10 protein-coding genes and 1 other RNA gene are annotated in these 18340 nt (G+C 68.5%); 8 read left to right on the top strand and 3 right to left on the bottom strand.

The annotated features are described in order from the left end of the window. The first annotated feature begins 3 nt into the window (after positions 1 to 3). Positions 4 to 1797: a dihydrolipoyl dehydrogenase gene (gene lpdA / locus IE100_RS14800; protein WP_189375193.1), complete on the top strand. Its 1794-nt coding sequence runs from the start codon at positions 4 to 6 to the stop codon at positions 1795 to 1797. Between the two features lie 1413 nt (positions 1798 to 3210). Here lpdA and trxC read toward each other — a convergent pair. Both trxC and IE100_RS14790 read right to left on the bottom strand, forming a co-directional pair. After that, the gene (gene trxC, locus IE100_RS14795; RefSeq protein ID WP_189375191.1) at positions 3211 to 3663 is read right to left on the bottom strand and encodes a thioredoxin TrxC; all 453 of its coding nucleotides are present in this window, start codon (positions 3661 to 3663) and stop codon (positions 3211 to 3213) included. A 199-nt stretch (positions 3664 to 3862) separates the two neighbouring features. Next, entirely contained in the window at positions 3863 to 4633 is a 771-nt protein-coding gene (locus IE100_RS14790; protein WP_189375189.1) for a class I SAM-dependent methyltransferase, read from the bottom strand. 215 nt (positions 4634 to 4848) lie between these two features. Here IE100_RS14790 and IE100_RS14785 point away from each other — a divergent pair, with 215 nt between their 5' ends. The 3 genes from IE100_RS14785 (at position 4849) to IE100_RS14775 (ending at position 11394) form a co-directional block, all read left to right on the top strand. Continuing rightward, positions 4849 to 5697, top strand: coding sequence for a DMT family transporter (locus IE100_RS14785; protein ID WP_229800404.1), 849 nt, complete (start codon positions 4849 to 4851; stop codon positions 5695 to 5697). A 154-nt stretch (positions 5698 to 5851) separates the two neighbouring features. Further along, on the top strand, positions 5852 to 7567 hold the full coding sequence (locus IE100_RS14780; RefSeq protein ID WP_189375187.1) for an autotransporter assembly complex protein TamA: 1716 nt from the start codon (positions 5852 to 5854) through the stop codon (positions 7565 to 7567). After that, complete coding sequence (locus tag IE100_RS14775; protein WP_189375185.1) at positions 7567 to 11394, top strand: translocation/assembly module TamB domain-containing protein; 3828 nt, start codon at positions 7567 to 7569, stop codon at positions 11392 to 11394. Before IE100_RS14780 ends, IE100_RS14775 begins: the two co-directional genes overlap by 1 nt. A gap of 4 nt (positions 11395 to 11398) precedes the next feature. Here the strand turns inward: IE100_RS14775 and IE100_RS14770 are convergent, their stop codons facing one another. Next, complete coding sequence (locus IE100_RS14770) at positions 11399 to 14515, bottom strand: bifunctional diguanylate cyclase/phosphodiesterase (protein WP_189375179.1); 3117 nt, start codon at positions 14513 to 14515, stop codon at positions 11399 to 11401. Positions 14516 to 14625: 110 nt separating this feature from the next. On the opposite strand from IE100_RS14770, the gene rnpB reads away from it, so the two are divergent. The 4 genes from rnpB (at position 14626) to purH (ending at position 18298) form a co-directional block, all read left to right on the top strand. Beyond that, positions 14626 to 15075, top strand: an RNA gene (gene rnpB / locus IE100_RS14765) — RNase P RNA component class A. A 182-nt stretch (positions 15076 to 15257) separates the two neighbouring features. Further along, positions 15258 to 16298, top strand: coding sequence for a tRNA dihydrouridine synthase DusB (gene dusB, locus IE100_RS14760; protein ID WP_189375177.1), 1041 nt, complete (start codon positions 15258 to 15260; stop codon positions 16296 to 16298). Between the two features lie 23 nt (positions 16299 to 16321). Next, on the top strand, positions 16322 to 16561 hold the full coding sequence (gene fis, locus IE100_RS14755) for a DNA-binding transcriptional regulator Fis (protein ID WP_047968348.1): 240 nt from the start codon (positions 16322 to 16324) through the stop codon (positions 16559 to 16561). A gap of 159 nt (positions 16562 to 16720) precedes the next feature. After that, positions 16721 to 18298: a bifunctional phosphoribosylaminoimidazolecarboxamide formyltransferase/IMP cyclohydrolase gene (purH, locus tag IE100_RS14750; protein ID WP_189375175.1), complete on the top strand. Its 1578-nt coding sequence runs from the start codon at positions 16721 to 16723 to the stop codon at positions 18296 to 18298. The last annotated feature ends 42 nt before the right edge of the window (positions 18299 to 18340 follow it).

The raw sequence follows: 18340 nt of genomic DNA, 5'->3' as shown, positions 1-18340 counted from the left end.
ACCATGAGCAATCTGATTGAACTGAAAGTGCCGGACATCGGCGGCCACAGCAATGTGGACGTGATCGAAGTGTTCGTGAAAGTCGGCGACACCGTTGCCAAGGACGACAGCCTGATCACGCTGGAAACCGACAAGGCCACCATGGAAGTGCCGGCGGAACAAGCCGGTGTGGTGAAGGAAGTGCGCACCGCCGTCGGCGGCAAGATCTCCGAAGGCGACGTGATCGTGGTGATCGAGGCCGCCGGCGCTGCCGCTGCGGCCAACCCTGCGCCTGCTGCGGCACCCGCTGCCGCCCCGGCTGCAGCTGCTCCGCAAGCGGCACCGGTCGCGGCCCCGGTTGCGGCCACGCACAGCGGCACCGCCGACATCGACTGCGACGTGCTGGTACTGGGCGCCGGCCCCGGCGGCTACTCCGCCGCCTTCCGCGCCGCCGACCTGGGCCTGAAAGTGGTGCTGGTTGAGCGCTACGCCACCCTGGGCGGCGTGTGCCTGAACGTGGGCTGCATCCCGTCGAAAGCCTTGCTGCATAACGCGGCGGTGATCGACGAGGTGAAGCACCTCGCCGCCAACGGCATCAAGTTTGCCGCGCCGGAAATCGACATCGACATGCTGCGTGGCTACAAGGAAAAGGTCATCGGCAAGCTGACCGGAGGCCTGGCCGGCATGGCCAAGGCGCGCAAGGTGCAAGTGGTGCGCGGTGTCGGCTCTTTCCTCGACCCCTACCACCTGCAGGTGGAGACCACCGAAGGCACGGGTCAGGACAAGACCGGCGCCAAGCAGACCATCAAGTTCAAGAACGCCATCATCGCCGCCGGTAGCCGCGTGGTGAACCTGCCGTTCATCCCGCAAGACCCGCGCATCGTGGACTCCACCGGCGCGCTGGAGCTGAAAACCGTCCCCGGCAAGATGCTGGTGATCGGCGGCGGCATCATCGGTCTGGAAATGGGTACCGTGTACTCCACACTGGGCGCGCGCCTGGACGTGGTGGAAATGATGGACGGCCTGATGCAGGGCCCGGACCGTGATCTGGTCAAGGTATGGGAAAAGTACAACGCCCATCGCTTCGACAACATCATGACCGGCACCAAGACCGTGGCCGTCGACGCCCGCGAAGACGGCATCTACGTCACCTTTGAAGGCGCCAAGGCCCCGGCCGAGCCGCAGCGTTACGACCTGGTACTGGTTGCAGCCGGCCGCGCGCCGAACGGCAAGCTGATCGGCGCGGAGAACGCCGGCATCGCCGTGACCGACCGCGGCTTCATCGAAGTGGACAAGCAGCAGCGCACCAACGTGCCGCACATCTACGCCATCGGCGACATCGTTGGCCAGCCGATGCTGGCGCACAAGGCGGTGCACGAGGCGCACGTGGCGGCAGAAAACTGCGCCGGCGGCAAATCCTACTTCGACGCGCGCGTGATTCCGGGCGTGGCCTACACCGATCCGGAAGTGGCGTGGGTCGGCGTGACCGAGGAATCGGCCAAGCGTGACGGCATCAAGATCGAAAAAGCGGTGTTCCCGTGGGCTGCCTCCGGCCGCGCCATCGCCAACGGTCGCGACGAAGGCTTCACCAAGCTGATTTTCGACGCCGAGACCCACCAGGTGATCGGCGGCGCCATCGTGGGTACCCACGCCGGCGACATGCTGGGCGAAATCTGCCTCGCCATCGAAATGGGCTGCGACGCCACCGACATCGGCAAGACCATCCATGCGCACCCGACCCTGGGTGAGAGCATCGGCATGGCCGCCGAAGTGGCGCACGGCAGCTGCACCGACCTGCCGCCGCAGCGCAAGAAGTAAGCGTGTTACTTGTGGCCAAGGTTGGCCGCAATGAAGACGAGAAAGGGCAAGCCTGATGGCTTGCCCTTTTTTCATGGCTGCTTGTGATGGTGCATCGTCCTTTGGGATATGTAACCTGCTCTCTGGCAAAGTAAAACTTTATCTAAACCATTGAAATACAAAACAAGAGCCATACATGCATATTGCTAGTCGGCTGAGTTGTCTAGTTTGAAGATTGATGCGTCACCCCCTCCTTACCGAGGGACGTGATGTACCAAAAGTATTTTGTAGTACCGCTGCTATCGCTGATTCTGGCGATGGCTAAAAATCCGATCACTTTTTATCACCTGTGGGGGGCCATTAGCGAGCAAGACTATCTACGTATCGCATACCACGGCTGCCGGTGTGCACGGTACTGGTGGCAGCAATCACAAACAGTCAAAAGCTGGATAGCAGAGAGGGAAAGTATGAAAAATACCGATAAAACCTGATCACCCGATGAAGATATCAACTATTCAACAAGAACCAAGCCATATCAGATGACAAAATCATTCGCTATTAAAGCCTGATCAATCTTCAAATTGGGGTGCGCACAAGGCGCAACCCGCAACCGAACTAGCAGAAAGCCCGGACGTATCAGCTAAGACCGTCATGAGAGTGAAACCAAGAGCAAACATGGAACGATGACTGATCAACTATTTGCAAAAGAAACGCTGCCCATATGCCTAGAAGAAGAGATGCGTAGATATTATTTGGACTACGCCATGTCTGTCATCGCAGGCATAGCACCACCTGACACACACGTAGTGCATGCCAGCTTTGCAAAATTTGATCTTGGTCGGCTTTTGGCGAGAATCTCGTTGCTCATTAAGCGACTAGAGATGTGCAGTAACGGCGTAAGTGGGCGTCATTACTACGCTAGTTTTCATGACAAGTTGAAACACCGTCTGGCCATTACCCTCCCGCTGGGGATCAGAGCCCCGCCTGGTCAATACGGACCAGTAATGAATACGCCCCAATAGGGGCGTTTTGCTTTTTAGTACTCACCAATTCGCTCTAACCATGTTTTATCTAGGAGTGGCCGCAAGCTGTCACGGCTTTGCGGCCAACCTTGTTTTTGTCTGGTGTATCCGCTGCGCGGATGATGTTTATCTGCCGCTTTCCGCGCGGCGGCGGGGAAGGGGGATACCGCATCCCCCTTTCCGATCCCCGCTCTCCCGACGGCGCAGGAATTCCCGTAGCAGCAGCCGCCATCCCGGCGCCGCCCATACGCTGCGCTCAAAAGAGGCGGCTTGTTTCCGGGCTGGCGACCGCTGCTACGGCCTGCGCCAACGGGACGGGGCGCGTCGGTTCGAGGTTGGCTGTCGCACGCGAGTTCATGATCGGCAAGGTTGGCCGCAAGCCGTCACGGTGTTGCGGCCAACCTTTTTGCTGTTACCGCCCCGCCTTTTGCAAGCCGGCGGCAATCCAGCGCTGGATGCTGGCGGCGTCCATGGCGCCGGCCTGGCGGGCAATCTCGCGGCCGCCGACGAACAGGATCAGCGTGGGGATGCTGCGGATGGCGAAGCGTTGGCCGAGGGTGGTTTCGTTCTGGGTGTTGATCTTGGCGAAGCGCACCTGTGGCAGGGCGGCGGCGGCCTGGGCGAAGGCCGGGCCCATCATCAGGCACGGGCCGCACCACGGCGCCCAGAAATCGACCACCACCGGGATGTCGTTGCGCGAGATGTGGCGCTCAGCATGGTTCACGGTCAGCTCCAGCGGCTGGCCGGTGAGCAGCGGCTGGTGGCACTGGCCGCAGTTGGGGCCATCGGCGAGGCGGCTGGCGGGAACGCGGTTGAGCGCGTGGCAGTGCGGGCAGGCCAGGTGCAGGGCGGTGGGGGTGTTCATGGCAGGCTCCAGGAGGTGTCTGCTGGGCATATCGGTGCGTTGCCGCCGCTTTCAAGGCCGGGTGCCAGGTTGCGGCCGGGCACTGCGCCGGCCTGACGCGCTGACGTGAACCTTGGCACCGCACCGGCCACCGATCGGGTGCAAGGTTGGCCGCAGGCGGTAAGCGACTTGCGGCCAACCTTGCGGGGTTGCCGCCCGCCTAGCCGGCGCGCCGGCCCCACCACAGCCCGGTGCGGGTGGTGAAGCTGCCGTCGGCTTCCAGTTGCAGCGCGGCGGCGACTTCCTGTGGCGCCTCCTGTTGCAGCTGGCGCAGCAGGGCGACTTTTTCCGGCGGTGTGCGCATGCGGCTGACCCAGCTGCCGAATTCCAGCCGCAGCGGCCAGCGCTGTTGTTGCAGCAGGCTGATGCCGGCGTCGGCCAGCAGCCGGCGCCATTCCGCGTCGGAACGGTCGCGGATGTGGGAGCGGTCGCGAAGCAGCTCCCAGCACTGCAGGTGGGTGTCGACCAGCGCGTCGGCGTCGGTTTCCACGTCGATGATCAGCAGGTAGCCGCCGGGGCGCAGCACGCGGCACATTTCGCGCACGCCGGCGGCGAGGTCCAGCCAGTGGTGGGCGCTGTAGCGGCTGGCGACCAAGTCGAAGCTGGCGTCGGCAAACGGCAGCGCGGCGGCGTCGCCCTGCCGGGTGGCGATGTTGCCGTGGCCGTTGGTGGTGGCCGCCGCGGCGACGGTGGCCAGCATCGCCGGCGCCGGGTCCAGCGCCAGCACTTCGCCCAGCAGCGGCGCCAGCGCGAAGCTGAGGTGGCCGGCGCCACAGCCGACGTCCAGGCCGCGGCCGTCGCGCGGCAGGTGGGTGGCGACCAGCTGTTGCGCGGCGGCGAGGTCGGGGCCGGCGGCGTGCACCGTGCTGGTGAGGTAGGCTTGCGCCTGCGGGTCGAACTGTTGCCGGGTGGCCTGCTGATGGCTGCTCATGTCGGGTACTCCGCTACAGGAAAGACCGACCTTAACCGCTGCCGGATAGGGGTACAAGATAAGCGCTTATCCTGGTACCCGTGCTACCTGCCTGCGCGGCCGGCGGTGGCCGCTGCGTGCCGGCGCCGCAAAAAGCGGCTATGGTAGGCGGCAGCTGGCGGTGTCCGCCGGCGCTTGGGCACTGTTCCCGATCATCCCCATCTTGAGGAGCCGCCGTGACCGCACGCGCACAGACCCTGTGGCTGACCTGGCTGGCGATGCTGGCCTTTGCCGGCAATTCGCTGCTGTGCCGGCTGGCGCTGAGCAGCACCGGCATCGACGCCGCCAGTTTCACCGCAATCCGCCTGCTGTCCGGCGCGCTGATGCTGGCGGCGCTGGTGGCGTGGCAAACGCGGCGGTGGCCGGCGGCGGGCAGCTGGCGCGGGGCGGCGGCGCTGTTCGTCTACGCCGCCGCGTTCTCGTTTGCCTATCTCAGCCTGCCGGCGGCCAGCGGCGCCTTGTGCCTGTTCGGCGCGGTGCAGGCGACCATGATCGCCTGCGGCTGGTGGCAGGGCGAGCGCCTGGCCGCCCGCCAGTGGCTGGGCTTTGCCGCCGCGCTGGGCGGGCTGTTGCTGCTGCTGTTGCCGGGGGCGTCGGCGCCGCCGCTGGGCGGCATGGTGCTGATGCTGCTGGCCGGTGCGGCGTGGGGCGCATATTCGCTGCTCGGGCGCGGCGCCGGCGATGCCACGGCGGTGACCGCCGGCAATTTCCTGCGCGCGCTGCCGCTGGCACTGCTGCTGTGGCTGTGGCAGGCGCCGCCGCTGTCGCCGCCGGCGGCCGGGGTGGGGTACGCGGTGGCGTCCGGGGCGCTGGCGTCCGGTCTCGGCTACGCGATCTGGTATCGCGCACTGCGCGGGCTGAATGCCAGCAGCGCGGCCACGGTGCAGCTGAGCGTGCCGCTGCTGACGGCGCTGGCCGGCTGGCTGCTGCTGGCCGAGCAGCCGGGCTGGCGCCTGCTCATGGCGGCGCTGGCGATACTCGGCGGCATCGCGCTGGTGATCCGCGCGCGGCCGGCACGCGCCTAGGCGGCGGTCGGCGCCGGCAAGGTTGGCCGCAGCGGGAACGGTCCGCGCCGGCGATGGTCTGTTGCAGGACACTGGTCGTGTGAATGTCATTTTTCATCGCGCGGCAACTGCACTACCATGGGCGCTTGCCCACCCACCTTCCGATTGTCCGCCCATGTATCGCGTCCTGTTCCTGCTTGCCTGCCTGCCCCTGACTGCCCACGCGCTGGATTACCGCGTCGAGCTGGAGGCGCCGTCGGAGCTGGACGCGCTGTTGCGCGGCAACCTCGACCTGTACACGCTGCAGCAGGACGAAGGGCTGACGGCGCAGGACCTGGACAGCATCGTGGCCGGCACCCCGGCCGAGGCGCGCGCGCTGCTGGAGACCGAGGGCTATTTCGACAGCGAGGTGAAGGTCAGCCGCGACGGCGACACGGTGCGGGTGCGGGTGCAGCCCGGCGCGCCGGTGATCGTCAGCGCGGTCGATGTCACGCTGCAGGGGCCGGTGCGGCAGCAGGCGGACTACAGCCGTTTTCTTTCCAGGGTGATGGAAGACTGGGCGCTGCCGGAGGGCGCAGTGTTCCGCCAGGACGACTGGGACAACAGCAAGAAGGCGGCGCTGCGCCCCTTCCTGCTCGACCGCTTCCCGCAGGCCAGGCTCACCGCCGCGCAGGTGCGCATCGATCCGGCCAGCCGCCAGGCGCGGGTGACGCTGACGGTGGACAGCGGGCCGCTGATCCGCTTCGGCGACTTCCGCATCGACGGCCTGCAGCGCTATCCGGCGAGCATCGTCAGCGGCATGGCCGATTTCGCGCCCGGCGCGCCGTACTCGCAGCCGTCGCTGGTGGCGTTGCAGGCGGCGCTGGAGAGCGATCCGCACTTCACCGGCGTGGTGGTGGCGCCGCTGTGGGAGCAGCTGCACGACGACACCGTGCCGCTGGGCATCACCCTGAGCGAGCAGCAGCGGCAGAAGCTGGAGGTCGGCCTCAACTACAGCACCGGCGACGGCGCCGGCACCCGCCTCGGTTACGAACACTACAACCTGCTGCGCCGCGGCTATACCGGCTCGGTGGCCTACGACTGGAAGAAGTCGCGGCAGCAGCTGGATCTGGGCCTCGGCTTCTCGCGCGGCGGCGACGGCTACGCGCACAGCCTCAACCTGCAGCAGCGCCACGCCGAGCAGAACCTGACCGTCACCGACGCCACCGAGCTGGGCCTGTTCCGCATCCGCCAGCGCGACAATATCGAGGCCCGCTTCGGCGTGGAATACCTGATCGAACGCGAGCAGATTGAGGGCGAGGCCACCCGCGACAACAAGGCGCTGGTGCTGTCCTACGGCTGGGCGAAGCGTGCGGTGGACAACCCGCTGCGCCCCGCGGCCGGCTACCTGCTGGAGGGGCATGTTTCCGGTGCCGGGCTGGCGGCGGACACCCGCTTCCTGCGCGGCTACGGCCGCGGCGCGCTGTACTGGAGCCCGTCCTTCATGCGCGGCACCTGGCTCACGCGGCTGGAGCTGGGCCAGGTGTGGGCCGACGACGCGCTGCAGGTGCCGGCGTCGCGCCTGTTCAAGGCCGGCGGCGTCGGCAGCGTGCGCGGCTACGACTACCAGAGCCTGGGCATCGTCAATCCGGACAGCGGCGCGGTCACCGGCGGTCGCGTGCTGGCCACCGCGACGCTGGAATACCAGTACCCGCTGACGCCGGCGTGGCGGCTGGCGGCGTTCGTCGACGCCGGTGACGCCGCCGACAGCTGGCAGAGCTGGCGCCTGGCGCGCGCGCAGGGGGTCGGCGTGCGCTGGCTCAGCCCGCTGGCGCCGCTGGCGTTCGACATCGCCTACGGCGCGCGCGACCAGCGCTGGCGCTGGAACCTCAACCTGGGGCTGGCCTTCTGATGGCGCACACCGAAGACCTGCTGCCGTCCCCCTCCCTGCCATCCGACGCGGTACCGGATACGCCGACACCGCCGGCGCCGCGCCGCCGCCTGCGTTGGCTGCGCTGGCTGTTGCTGCTGATCCTGCTGTTCTTGCTCGGCCTCGGCGGCGCGCTGGCCTGGTTCACCGCCACCCCGGCCGGCTTCGCCAGCCTGTGGCCGCTCTTGGAGCGCGCCAGCGGCGGCCAGCTCAAGGTTGGCCGCAGCCACGGCACGCTGTGGCACGGCTTCGTGCTGGAAGACATCCGCTGGCAGACGCCGCAGCAGCGGCTGGCGCTGAGCCGGCTGCAGCTGGCGTGGTCGCCGCAGCGGCTGTGGCAGCGCCAGCTGCAGGTCGGGCAGCTGCACCTGGGCGTGCTGCGCTATCACAGCAGCCAGCCGTCCGACGGCCGGCCGCCGCAAGTGCCGGCCCACCTGCGCCTGCCGCTGGACGTCGCCATCGACAGCCTGCGCCTGGACGCGCTGCAGCTGGGCGACGCGCCGCCGCTGCTGCGCGCGCTCGACGCCGCTTACTACTACCAGCAACAGCAGCACGCGCTGGTGTTGCGCCGGCTGGACAGCCCGTGGGGACGGATGTACGCCAGCGTGGCGCTGGGCAGCAGCGCGCCGTTCGCGCTCGGCGGGCGGCTGGAATACGACGGCGTGCTGGAGGGCGTCGCCAGCCGCGGCGCGCTGACGCTGCAGCAGACGCTGCTGGCGCCGCGCGTCAGCGGCAGCGTCAGCGCGCTGGGTCTGTCGGCCGAGCTGAACGCGCGGCTGCGGCCGTTCGCGCCGCAGGCCCTGCAGCGCCTGCAGCAGCTGGACGTGCGCGTCGGCGGCATCAACCCGCAGGCCTTGCAGCCGGGCTGGCCGCAGGCGCGGCTGGGCCTCGCGCTGCAGCTGGCGCCGGGCGCGGGCGGCGTGCTCGACGGCGGCGTGTCGCTGATCAACTACCAGCCCGGCGCGCTCAGCGCGCAGCGGCTGCCGCTGTCGCTGCTGTACGGCCCGTTCCGCATCCGCGACGACACCCTGCAGCTGGACAATCTGGTGGCGGAGCTGGCCGGGGGCCGCGTCACCGTGAACGGCAGCGCCAGCCCCGCCGCGCTGGCGCTGGCGCTGCGCCTGGACGGCATCCACAGCCAGGCGCTGCTGGCCAGCCTGCCGTCGCACCGCGTCGGCGGCGACATCCGCGTGAGCGGCAGCGCGCGCGCGCCGCAGCTGGCCCTGGCGCTGGCCAGCGGCAAGCTGTCCTTGCGCGGCGGCCTGGCGATGCCGGCGCCGCAGCAGTGGCAATTGCAGCAGCTGCAGCTGGGCACCGGCGCCGGCCGGCTGCTGCTGGACGGCACGCTGGCGCTGGGCGAGGTGCCGCGGCTGGACGCGCAGGGCAGGCTAGAGGCGCTGAACCCGGCGGCGATCTCGCCGCAGCTGCCGGTGGGCAATATCAACGGCAATTTCAGCGCCAGGGCCAGCCTCGCGCAGGCGCCGCAGGGCGAGCTGCGGCTGCAGCTGACGCCGGGCACGCTGTCCGGCGCGCCCTTGTCCGGCCAGCTGCAGGCCAGCTGGCAGGCGCAGCGGTTGCGCGCGTTGCAGGGCCGCTTGCAGCTGGGCGGCAACAGCCTGCGCCTTGCCGGCAGCTACGGCAAGCCGGGCGACCGGCTGCAGATGCTGCTCGACGCGCCGCAGCTGGGCCTGCTCGGCCCGGCGTTCGCCGGGCGGGTGCGCGGCGAGCTGGACCTGGCCGGCGTGCCGGCGCGGCCGCAGCTGCATGCCGACCTGCAGGCCAGCGAGCTGCGCCTGCCGGGGGCGCTGACGGTGGCCAGCCTCAGCCTGCAGGGCGAGAGCGGCATCGCCGACGACAGCCCGCTGCGCATCCGCCTCGACGGCCGCGCGCTGGCGCTGGGCGACAGGCAGCTGGCGCGACTGAGCCTGCAGGCCGACGGCAGCCGCCTCGCGCACCGCTTGCAGCTGAGCGCCGCCGGCCGCCTGCAACAGCATGAACAGCAGCTGGCACTGCAGCTGACCGGCGGTTTCGAGCGCGGCGGCAGCAACTGGCGCGGCACGCTGCAGCAGCTGGAGGCGACGGGCTGGCTGCCGCTGCGCCTGCAGCAGCCGGTGGCGTTGCGCGCGGGGGCGGCCAACGTGGCGCTGGCGGCCAGCCGCTGGCAGGCGCTGGGCGCGCAGTGGCAGCTGGGCGACAGCGGCTGGCAGCGCGGCGGCGGCTGGCGCAGCGCGGGGCGGGTGCAGGGGCTGGCGCTGTCGGCGCTGACACCGTGGTTCACGCCGCCCTTGCGGCAGACGCTGGTGTTCGACGCCGGCTGGCAGCTGCACGGCGCGCAAGGTTGGCCGCAAGGCAGCGTCGAGCTGCAGCGCACCCAGGGCGACGTGTGGCTGCCGGCGCCGGCCGGCGAGCAGGCGCTGGGGCTGAGCCGGGCGACGCTGAGCGTGGGCCTCGGCGAACGCGGGCCGCTGGCGCTGGCGCTGGACAGCCGCTTCGGCCGGCTCGCCGCCGACGGCAGCGTGCTGTGGGGCAACGGCGGCCATGTCGCCAACGCGGCGCTCGCCGGCAGCGTGCGGCTGCAGTTGCCGTCGCTGGCGCAGGCTCAGCCGTGGCTGAAGGCGGGCATGGAATTGTCCGGCAGCCTCGACGCCACGCTGCAGCTGGGCGGCACGCTGTCGTCGCCAACGCTGGACGGGCCGCTGCTGGGCCACGACTTGCGCTTTGTCGAGCGCCGCAACGGCATCCGCCTGGAGCAGGGCCAGCTGCAGGCGCGGCTGGCCGGCCAGCAGCTGCTGATCGACAGCCTGCGCTTCGGCAAGCAGGGCGAGCTGAGCGGCAGCGGTCGCATCGACCTGTTCCAGGCGACGCCGGACGTGTTGCTGCTGCTGGACTTCAAGCGCTTCGCCGCGCTGGAGCGGCCGGGGCGGCGCCTGCTGCTGTCCGGGCGCAGCCGCGTCGAGGTGCGGCAGCGGGTGGTGACGCTGAGCGGCAACCTCGGCGTCGACGAGGGCCGCATCGACATCCCGAAACTGGGCGGGCCGCGCCTGTCCGACGACGTGGTGGTGCTGGGGCGCGAGGTGGTCGACGACGCCGGCAACCGCTGGCCGCTGGCGCTGGACCTGCGCATCGCGCTGGGCGACAAGCTGCGCTTCGGCGGCAACGGGCTGGAGGCGTGGCTGGGCGGCGAGGTGCGGCTGCTGGCGGAGCAGGGCGGCACGCTGCAGGCGCGCGGCCAGATCCGCGTCGACAAGGGCCGCTTCAAGGCCTACGGTCAGGATCTGGACATCAGCCGCGGCCTGATCACCTTCAGCGGGCCGCTGGACAACCCGGCGCTGGACCTGCGCGCCACGCGCCGCTTCTCGCCGGTCGGCGCCGGGGTCGAGGTGCGCGGCGCGCTGCTGACGCCGACGGTGAAGCTGGTGGCGGACGAGGCGATGTCGGAGAAGGACAAGCTGTCGTGGCTGGTGCTGGGCCGCGCCGCCGCGGCCGGCGACGACACCGGTGGCGCCGGTGCCGCGGCCGGCGGCCTGCTCGCCGGCCTGATCAACGACCAGGTCGGGCTGTTCGACGACATCGGCGTGCAGTCGCGGGCGGAAAGCACCAGCAGCGCCGGCGTGGTCAGCCCGGCGGAGCAGGTGGTGACGCTGGGCAAGCAGCTGACGCGCGAGCTGTACGTCGGCTACGAGTACGGGCTGAAGAGCGCGGAGCAGGCGCTGAAGGTCAGCTACCAGCTGTCGCGCACGCTGTCACTGATCGGCCGCGCCGGTCGCGACGCGTCGACGGAAGTGCGCTACACCCGCCGCTTCGACTGAGGACTCAGGCCGCGCTGGCCGCGGCCTGCAGCCGGCACAGCGCCAGCGCGTCGTTGACCGCCAGCGGGCGGCCGGTGAGGTAGCCCTGCACCGTGTCGCAGCCCAGCGCCTGCAGCGCCGCCAGCTCGGCCTCGGTCTCCACGCCTTCGGCCAGCGACTCCATGTCCAGGTTGCGCGCCAGGGTGATGATGGCGGACACGATGGCGGCGTTGTCGCGGTTGTGCTGTAGCCCGCTGACGAAGGAGCGGTCGATCTTCACCGTGTCCGGCGCAAAGTTCTTCAGGTAGGCGAGGCTGGAGTAGCCGGTGCCGAAGTCGTCCACCGCCAGCCGCACCCCCAGCGCCTTGATGCCGGCCAGCTGCTGCCGCACCGGGCCGCTGTAGTCGATCAGTGTACCCTCGGTCACCTCCAGCTCCAGCAGCGCCGGCGGCAGGCCGCTGTCGCGCAGCACCCGCGCCACCTCGGCGCAGAAGTCGCCGTGGGTCAGCTGCCGCGCCGACACGTTGACGGCGATGGTCAGCTGCCGGCCGTGGCGCACCCACTCCGTCGCGGTGCGGCAGGCCTGTTCCAGCACCCACAGCCCCAGCTCGGTGATCACGCCGGAATCCTCGGCCACCGGGATGAAGCGCGCCGGCGACACCAGGCTGCCGTCCGGCTGGCGCCAGCGCAGCAGCGCCTCGAAGCCGTTGAGGCGGCGGCTGGCGATGTGGTACTTGGGCTGCAGCTCGAGATAGAACTGCTGCTGCGCCAGCGCCAGGCGCAGCTGGTTTTCCAGCAGCAGCCGCTCGCTGACCTCGGCGGTCATGCTGGGGCTGAAGAAGCGGAACGCGTTGCGGCCGCTGGCCTTGGCCTGGTACATCGCCATGTCGGCATTCTTGAGCAGCACTTCCGGGCTGTTGCCGTCGGCCGGCGCCACCGCGATGCCGATGCTGGCGCTGATCACCAGCGTGTGGCCCTGGATGGTGAACGGCGCCTCCAGTACCTGCAGCACGCGCTCGGCGACCATGCCGGCCTGCGCGCTGCCGGACAGTTCCGGCAGGATGATCACGAATTCGTCGCCGCCGGTGCGGCCGACGGTGTCCATCTCGCGCAGCATGTGCTGGGTGCGGCCGGCGACCTGGCGCAACAGCTCGTCGCCGGCGTCGTGGCCGAGGCTGTCGTTGACGTTCTTGAAGCGGTCGAGGTCCATGAACAGCACCGCCACCGCGTGCTGCTTGCGCTCGGCCAGGTGCAGCGACTGCTGCAGGCGGTCGTGCAGCAGCAGGCGGTTGGGCAGGTTGGTCAGGAAGTCGTACTCGGCCAGGTGCTGCACCCGCGCCTCGGTGGCCTTGCGCTCGCTGATATCGGAGAACAGCGCCACGTAGTGGCTGACGCCGCCGTCGCCGTTGCGTACCTGGTTGATGGTCAGCCACTCCGGGTAGATCTCGCCGCTCTGGCGCCGGTTCCAGATCTCGCCGCTCCAGTAGCCGCGCGCGTGCAGGTGGTTCCACATGTCGCGGTAGAAGGCGGCGTCGTGGCGGCCGGAGCCTAGCAGCGCCGGGGTGTTGCCCAGCGCCTGGGCCTCGCTGTAGCCGGTGATGTCGCTGAAGGCGCGGTTGACGGCGATGATGCGGCTGTCGGCGTCGGTGATCAGGATCGCCTCCGAGCTGGCCTCGAACACCGTTGCGGCCAACCTTTGCTGCCGTTCGTGGCTGACGCGGGCGCTGATGTCGCGCGCGGTGGCGCAGCGGTAGTGCTCGCCCTGGTAGCTGAGGCCGGTGAGGGTGATCTCCAGCGTCACCTCGCCGTCGCCGCCGGGCAGGCGGCGCAGGTAGTGCGGCTGGCCGCCGCTGTAGCGCGCCTCGAACAGCTCCGCCATGCGGTACTCGTTGCCGGCGCCGAAGCAGTGCCGGGCCGCCTCGTTGTGGTACACCACGCGGCCCTGCGCGTTGAGCAGCACGATGGCGTCGGCGGCGCTGTCGCTCATGTGGCGCGTCAGCTCGATCTCGCGCGCCTTGTCCTCCACCTGCCGCTGCGACGCCTGCAGCCGCTGCCGGTACTGCGCGATCAGCGCGCCCAGCCAGCGGCTGAAGTGCACCGAGAACAGCCACGCCAGGCACAGCGCCAGGGTCAGGATCAGCAGCGTGGTCAGCACCCGGTTGCGGGTCTTCTCGCCCAGCGCCTGCGCCTGCGCGGCGCCGGACAGCGTCAGCTCCTGCTCGGGGATGATGCTGACCACCCGCCACTGCCACGACGGCACCACGGCCACGTAGGCGCTGTAGCGGGTGGCAGCATGGTCGAAGTCGACGAAATAGCCCTGCGGCGTGGCCGCCAGCTGCTGCTGCAGCGCGGCGGGCAGCGCGAAGCCGCGCTGGCCCGGCAGCTGGCGCAGGCGGCCGTTGCTGTCGAAGACGGCGAAGAAGCCGCGCTCGCCGACCGGCATCTGCGCCAGCGTCTGCAGCGCCTGCTGCTGCAGGTCTTCTTCCACGTTCAGCACGTACTCGCCGCCGCCGATCAGCCAGCCGAAGGGCTCGAAGCGGCGCGAGTAGGCGATCTTTTCCGACATCAGCGTCTCGCCGGGACGGTACCAGCGGTAGCTGGCAAAGCCGTTGCCGGCGCGGTTGTCCACCGACAGCAGCAGCTTGCGCATGATGTAGGCGCCCTGGTCGTCCTGGTTGTCGAGCAGGTTGCGGCCCTCGCGCTGCGGGCTGGTCGGCAGCAGCACGCAGTCGCCGTCCAGGGTGTCGATGAAGTAGTAGCCGCGGCCGCCGAAGTAGCGCAGCGGGCGCAGGCTTTCCACGATCTCGCGCTGTGTCGCCGCGGTGCCGAGGCGGCGGTGATGGCGGCGGTACAGGCTGTCGGCCAGCGCGTAGGCCTGGTCGACCTGCTCGCGCAGGCGCTGGCGCAGGATGTCCTGCGTCTGCGAGTACAGCGTCTCCAGCGAGTTGCCGGCATGGTCGCCGTAGGCCTTGAGGAAGGTCTGGCCGCGCAGCCGCGCCTCGGCCGCCACCACCGTGCTGCCGTCGCGGTAGTCGCGCCACTGCTGGTAGAAAAAGTAGCTGGCCAGCAGCAGCACCACCATCAGCACCAGCCCCAGCATGCCGCTCAGTTGTAATCGTGCAAGTTTGTGGTGATCTGTCATGAAGCGGCTGCGGGGGGCGGTGGGGGGAGGAACAGTATAGGGAGCCGCGTGCGGAGGCGGATTGATAATTGTCAGTGCCGGGCGGCGCTTTGCGCTACAATCCGCGCCGGGAAGTCGGCCAGGCAGTCGCCGCGTGCTTGCACGGGGAGGAAAGTCCGGGCTCCAAAGGGCAGGATGCTGGCTAACGGCCAGGCGTCGTGAGGCGACGGAAAGTGGAACAGAGAGCTGAACCGCCGATGGCCGGATGTGTCACCCGCAAGGGTGCGCATCGTACTGTTCAGGGCAGAATACGCGCTGCGTGCAGCGTACGTTTTGCGTTAGTGCTGGTTCGCCAGCCCGCTGACAGCGGCACAGGCAAGGGTGAAAAGGTGCGGTAAGAGCGCACCGCGGACGTAGCGATACGGACGGCAGGCTAAACCCCATCCGGAGCAAGACCAAATAGGGGTACATTGGCGTGGCCCGCGCTGTACCCGGGTAGGTTGCTTGAGCCTGTCGGTAACGGCAGGACTAGAGGAATGACTGTCCAACGACAAAACCCGGCTTATCGACCGACTTCCCACCCCCCCATCCCCTCCGCAACACCCCCCCCGTTTTTCACTTGTCATGCCGCCGGCCGCGAGCGGCGGTGGCGGCGCGCCAGCCGGCGTTGTTTTAGCTTAAAAAATAAGCAAAAAGGTTTTTACCGGCCGCGCAAAAGGCAGTACAATGGCCGCCCTTTCGCCCTCCATGTCTTTCATTTGCAATGCAAATCGGCCCCTACACGCTCAAGAACCAGCTGATCGTCGCCCCGATGGCGGGCGTCACCGACCGGCCGTTCCGCATGCTGTGCAAGAGACTGGGCGCCGGCATGGCGGTGTCGGAGATGATCACCGCCAACAAGGCCTTGTGGACGACCAAGAAAACCCTGCTGCGCGCCGACCACAGCGGCGAAGTCGAGCCCATCGTGGTGCAGATCGCCGGCGGCGACGCGGCGATGCTGGCCGAGGCGGCGCAGCTGAACGTGGCGCGCGGTGCGCAGATCATCGACATCAACATGGGCTGCCCGGCGAAGAAGGTGTGCAACGTCGCCGCCGGCTCCGCGCTGCTGCGCGACCTGGACAACGTTGGCCGCATCCTCGACGCGGTGGTGCGCGCGGTGGACGTGCCGGTGACGCTGAAGACCCGCACCGGCTGGAGCCGCGAGGTGAAGACCGCGCTGCAGGTGGCGAAGATGGCCGAGGAGGCCGGCATCGCGGCGCTGGCGCTGCACGGCCGCACCCGCGAGGACATGTACCGCGGCGCCGCCGAGTACGACACCATCGCCGAAGTGAAGCGGGCGGTGGCTATCCCGGTGATCGCCAACGGCGACATCGACAGCCCGGAGAAGGCGAAACGGGTGCTGGACGCCACCGGCGCCGACGCGATCATGATCGGCCGTGCCGCGCAGGGGCGGCCGTGGATCTTCCGCGAGATCCAGCACTACCTGGATACCGGCGAGACGCTGCTGCCGCCGCGCATCAGCGAGATCGACGACATCATGCAGGGCCACCTCGACGAGCTGTACCGTTTTTACGGCGAATATTCCGGCTGCCGCATCGCGCGCAAGCACATCGCCTGGTACACCCGCGGCCTGCGTGGCAGCAACGAATTCCGTCAGGCGATGTACGCGCTGGAATCGACCAGCGCGCAGCGCCAGGCAGTGACACAGTATTTCGCGACGCTGGCGGCCAGTTCCGAGCGGCTGGAGTACGTGTCCACCGGACCGCACGAGGACGAGGACGCGACAGCGTGTGCGGACGATTAAGCAACAATACGAAGCGGCAAACCATGAACAACAATAACGACGATATTTCCCATTGCGTCAGGCTGGCGATGGAGCAGTACTTCCGCGACCTGGACGGCGAGATGCCGGCCGCCATCTATGACATGGTGCTGGCGCGGGTGGAAAAACCGCTGCTGGAGGTGGTGCTCAACCACACCCAGGGCAACCAGACGCGCGCGGCCGAGCTGCTCGGCCTCAACCGCAACACGCTGCGCAAGAAGATGAAGTCGTACGACCTGATTTGAAACCGGAGCCATCCGCCGTCGCGGATGGCTTTTGTTTTGCCTGTTACGAACGTCGCACTCCCCTGCAGCGCAGGGGCGGGGGATGGGATCACTTGATTAAGGGCAGTAGGCCACGAGCCTTGTTGCCATTGTTTTTATCTAGACTAGCGGTAGAGAACCATGACCAAAATCGAACGCGCGCTGATCAGCGTCTCCGACAAAACCGGCGTACTGGCATTCGCCCAGGCACTGGCCGGCTTTGGCGTTGAAATCCTTTCCACCGGCGGCACGTCCAAGCTGCTGCGCGACGCCGGCGTGCCGGTGATCGACGTATCGGACTACACCGGCTTCCCGGAAATGCTGGACGGCCGGGTGAAGACCCTGCACCCGAAAGTGCACGGCGGCATCCTCGGCCGTCGCGACCTGCCGGAACACGTCGCCACCATGAAGGAACACGGCATCGGCAACATCGACCTGGTCTGCGTGAACCTCTACCCGTTCGAAGCCACCATCGCCAACCCGGACTGCACGCTGGAAGACGCGATCGAGAACATCGACATCGGCGGCCCGACCATGGTGCGCTCCGCCGCCAAGAACTGGCAGCACGTGGCCATCGTCACCGATGCCGCTGACTACGAAACGTTGGCCGCAGAAATGGGCGCCAATGGCGGCAAGCTGTCCAAGCTGACCCGCCTGAACCTGTCGAAGAAGGCGTTCACCCACACCGCCGCCTACGATGGCGCCATCTCCAACTACCTGACCAGCCTGGTCGAAGGCGTGGACAGCGGCGTGCCGGAACGCGTGGCGTTCCCGAACCGCCTGAACGCGCAGTTCGTCAAGGTGCAGGACATGCGCTACGGCGAGAACCCGCACCAGGCCGCCGCCTTCTACCGCGACCTCGACCCGGCCGCCGGCACCATCGCCGGCTACCGCCAGCTGCAGGGCAAGGAGCTGTCCTACAACAACATCGCCGACGCCGATGCGGCGTGGGAAGCGGTGAAGACCTTCGACGCGCCGGCCTGCGTGATCGTCAAGCACGCCAACCCGTGCGGCGTGGCCATCGCCGCCGACACCCTGACCGCCTACAAGCTGGCGTTCGCCACCGACACCACCAGCGCCTTCGGCGGCATCATCGCCTTCAACCGTCCGGTGGATGCCGAGACCGTGGAAGCCGTGACCGGCCAGTTCCTGGAAGTGCTGATGGCGCCGGCGTTCACCGACGAGGCCAAGGCCATCATCGCCGCCAAGAAAAACGTGCGCGTGCTGGAGATCCCGCTGGAAGCCGGTGCCAACCGCTTCGAGCTGAAGCGCGTCGGCGGCGGCGTGCTGGTGCAGACCCCGGACATCCGCAACGTCGGCCTGGACGAGCTGCGCGTGGTGACCAAGCGTGCGCCGACCGAACAGGAAATGGCCGACCTGCTGTTCGCCTGGCGCGTGGCCAAGTACGTGAAGTCCAACGCCATCGTATTCTGCAAGAACGGCCAGACCGCCGGTATCGGCGCCGGCCAGATGAGCCGCGTGGACTCCACCCGCATCGCCGCGCGCAAGGCGCAGGATGCCGGCCTGACGCTGCAGGGTGCGGTCGCTTCCAGCGATGCCTTCTTCCCGTTCCGCGACGGCATCGACGTAATCGCCGAGCAGGGCATCAAGGCTATCATCCAGCCGGGCGGCTCGATGCGTGACGACGAAGTGTTCGCCGCCGCCGACGAGCACGGCATCGCCATGGTGCTGACCGACGTGCGCCACTTCCGCCACTAATCTTCAATCGTTGCAAAGGTTGGCCGCAGCCTGCGGCCAACC

The sequence above is a fragment of the Vogesella alkaliphila genome, from assembly GCF_014652475.1.
GTDB classification, from domain to species: domain Bacteria; phylum Pseudomonadota; class Gammaproteobacteria; order Burkholderiales; family Chromobacteriaceae; genus Vogesella; species Vogesella alkaliphila.
Note: the sequence above shows the minus strand (reverse complement) of the source record. Positions and strands in the feature narration are given on the sequence as shown.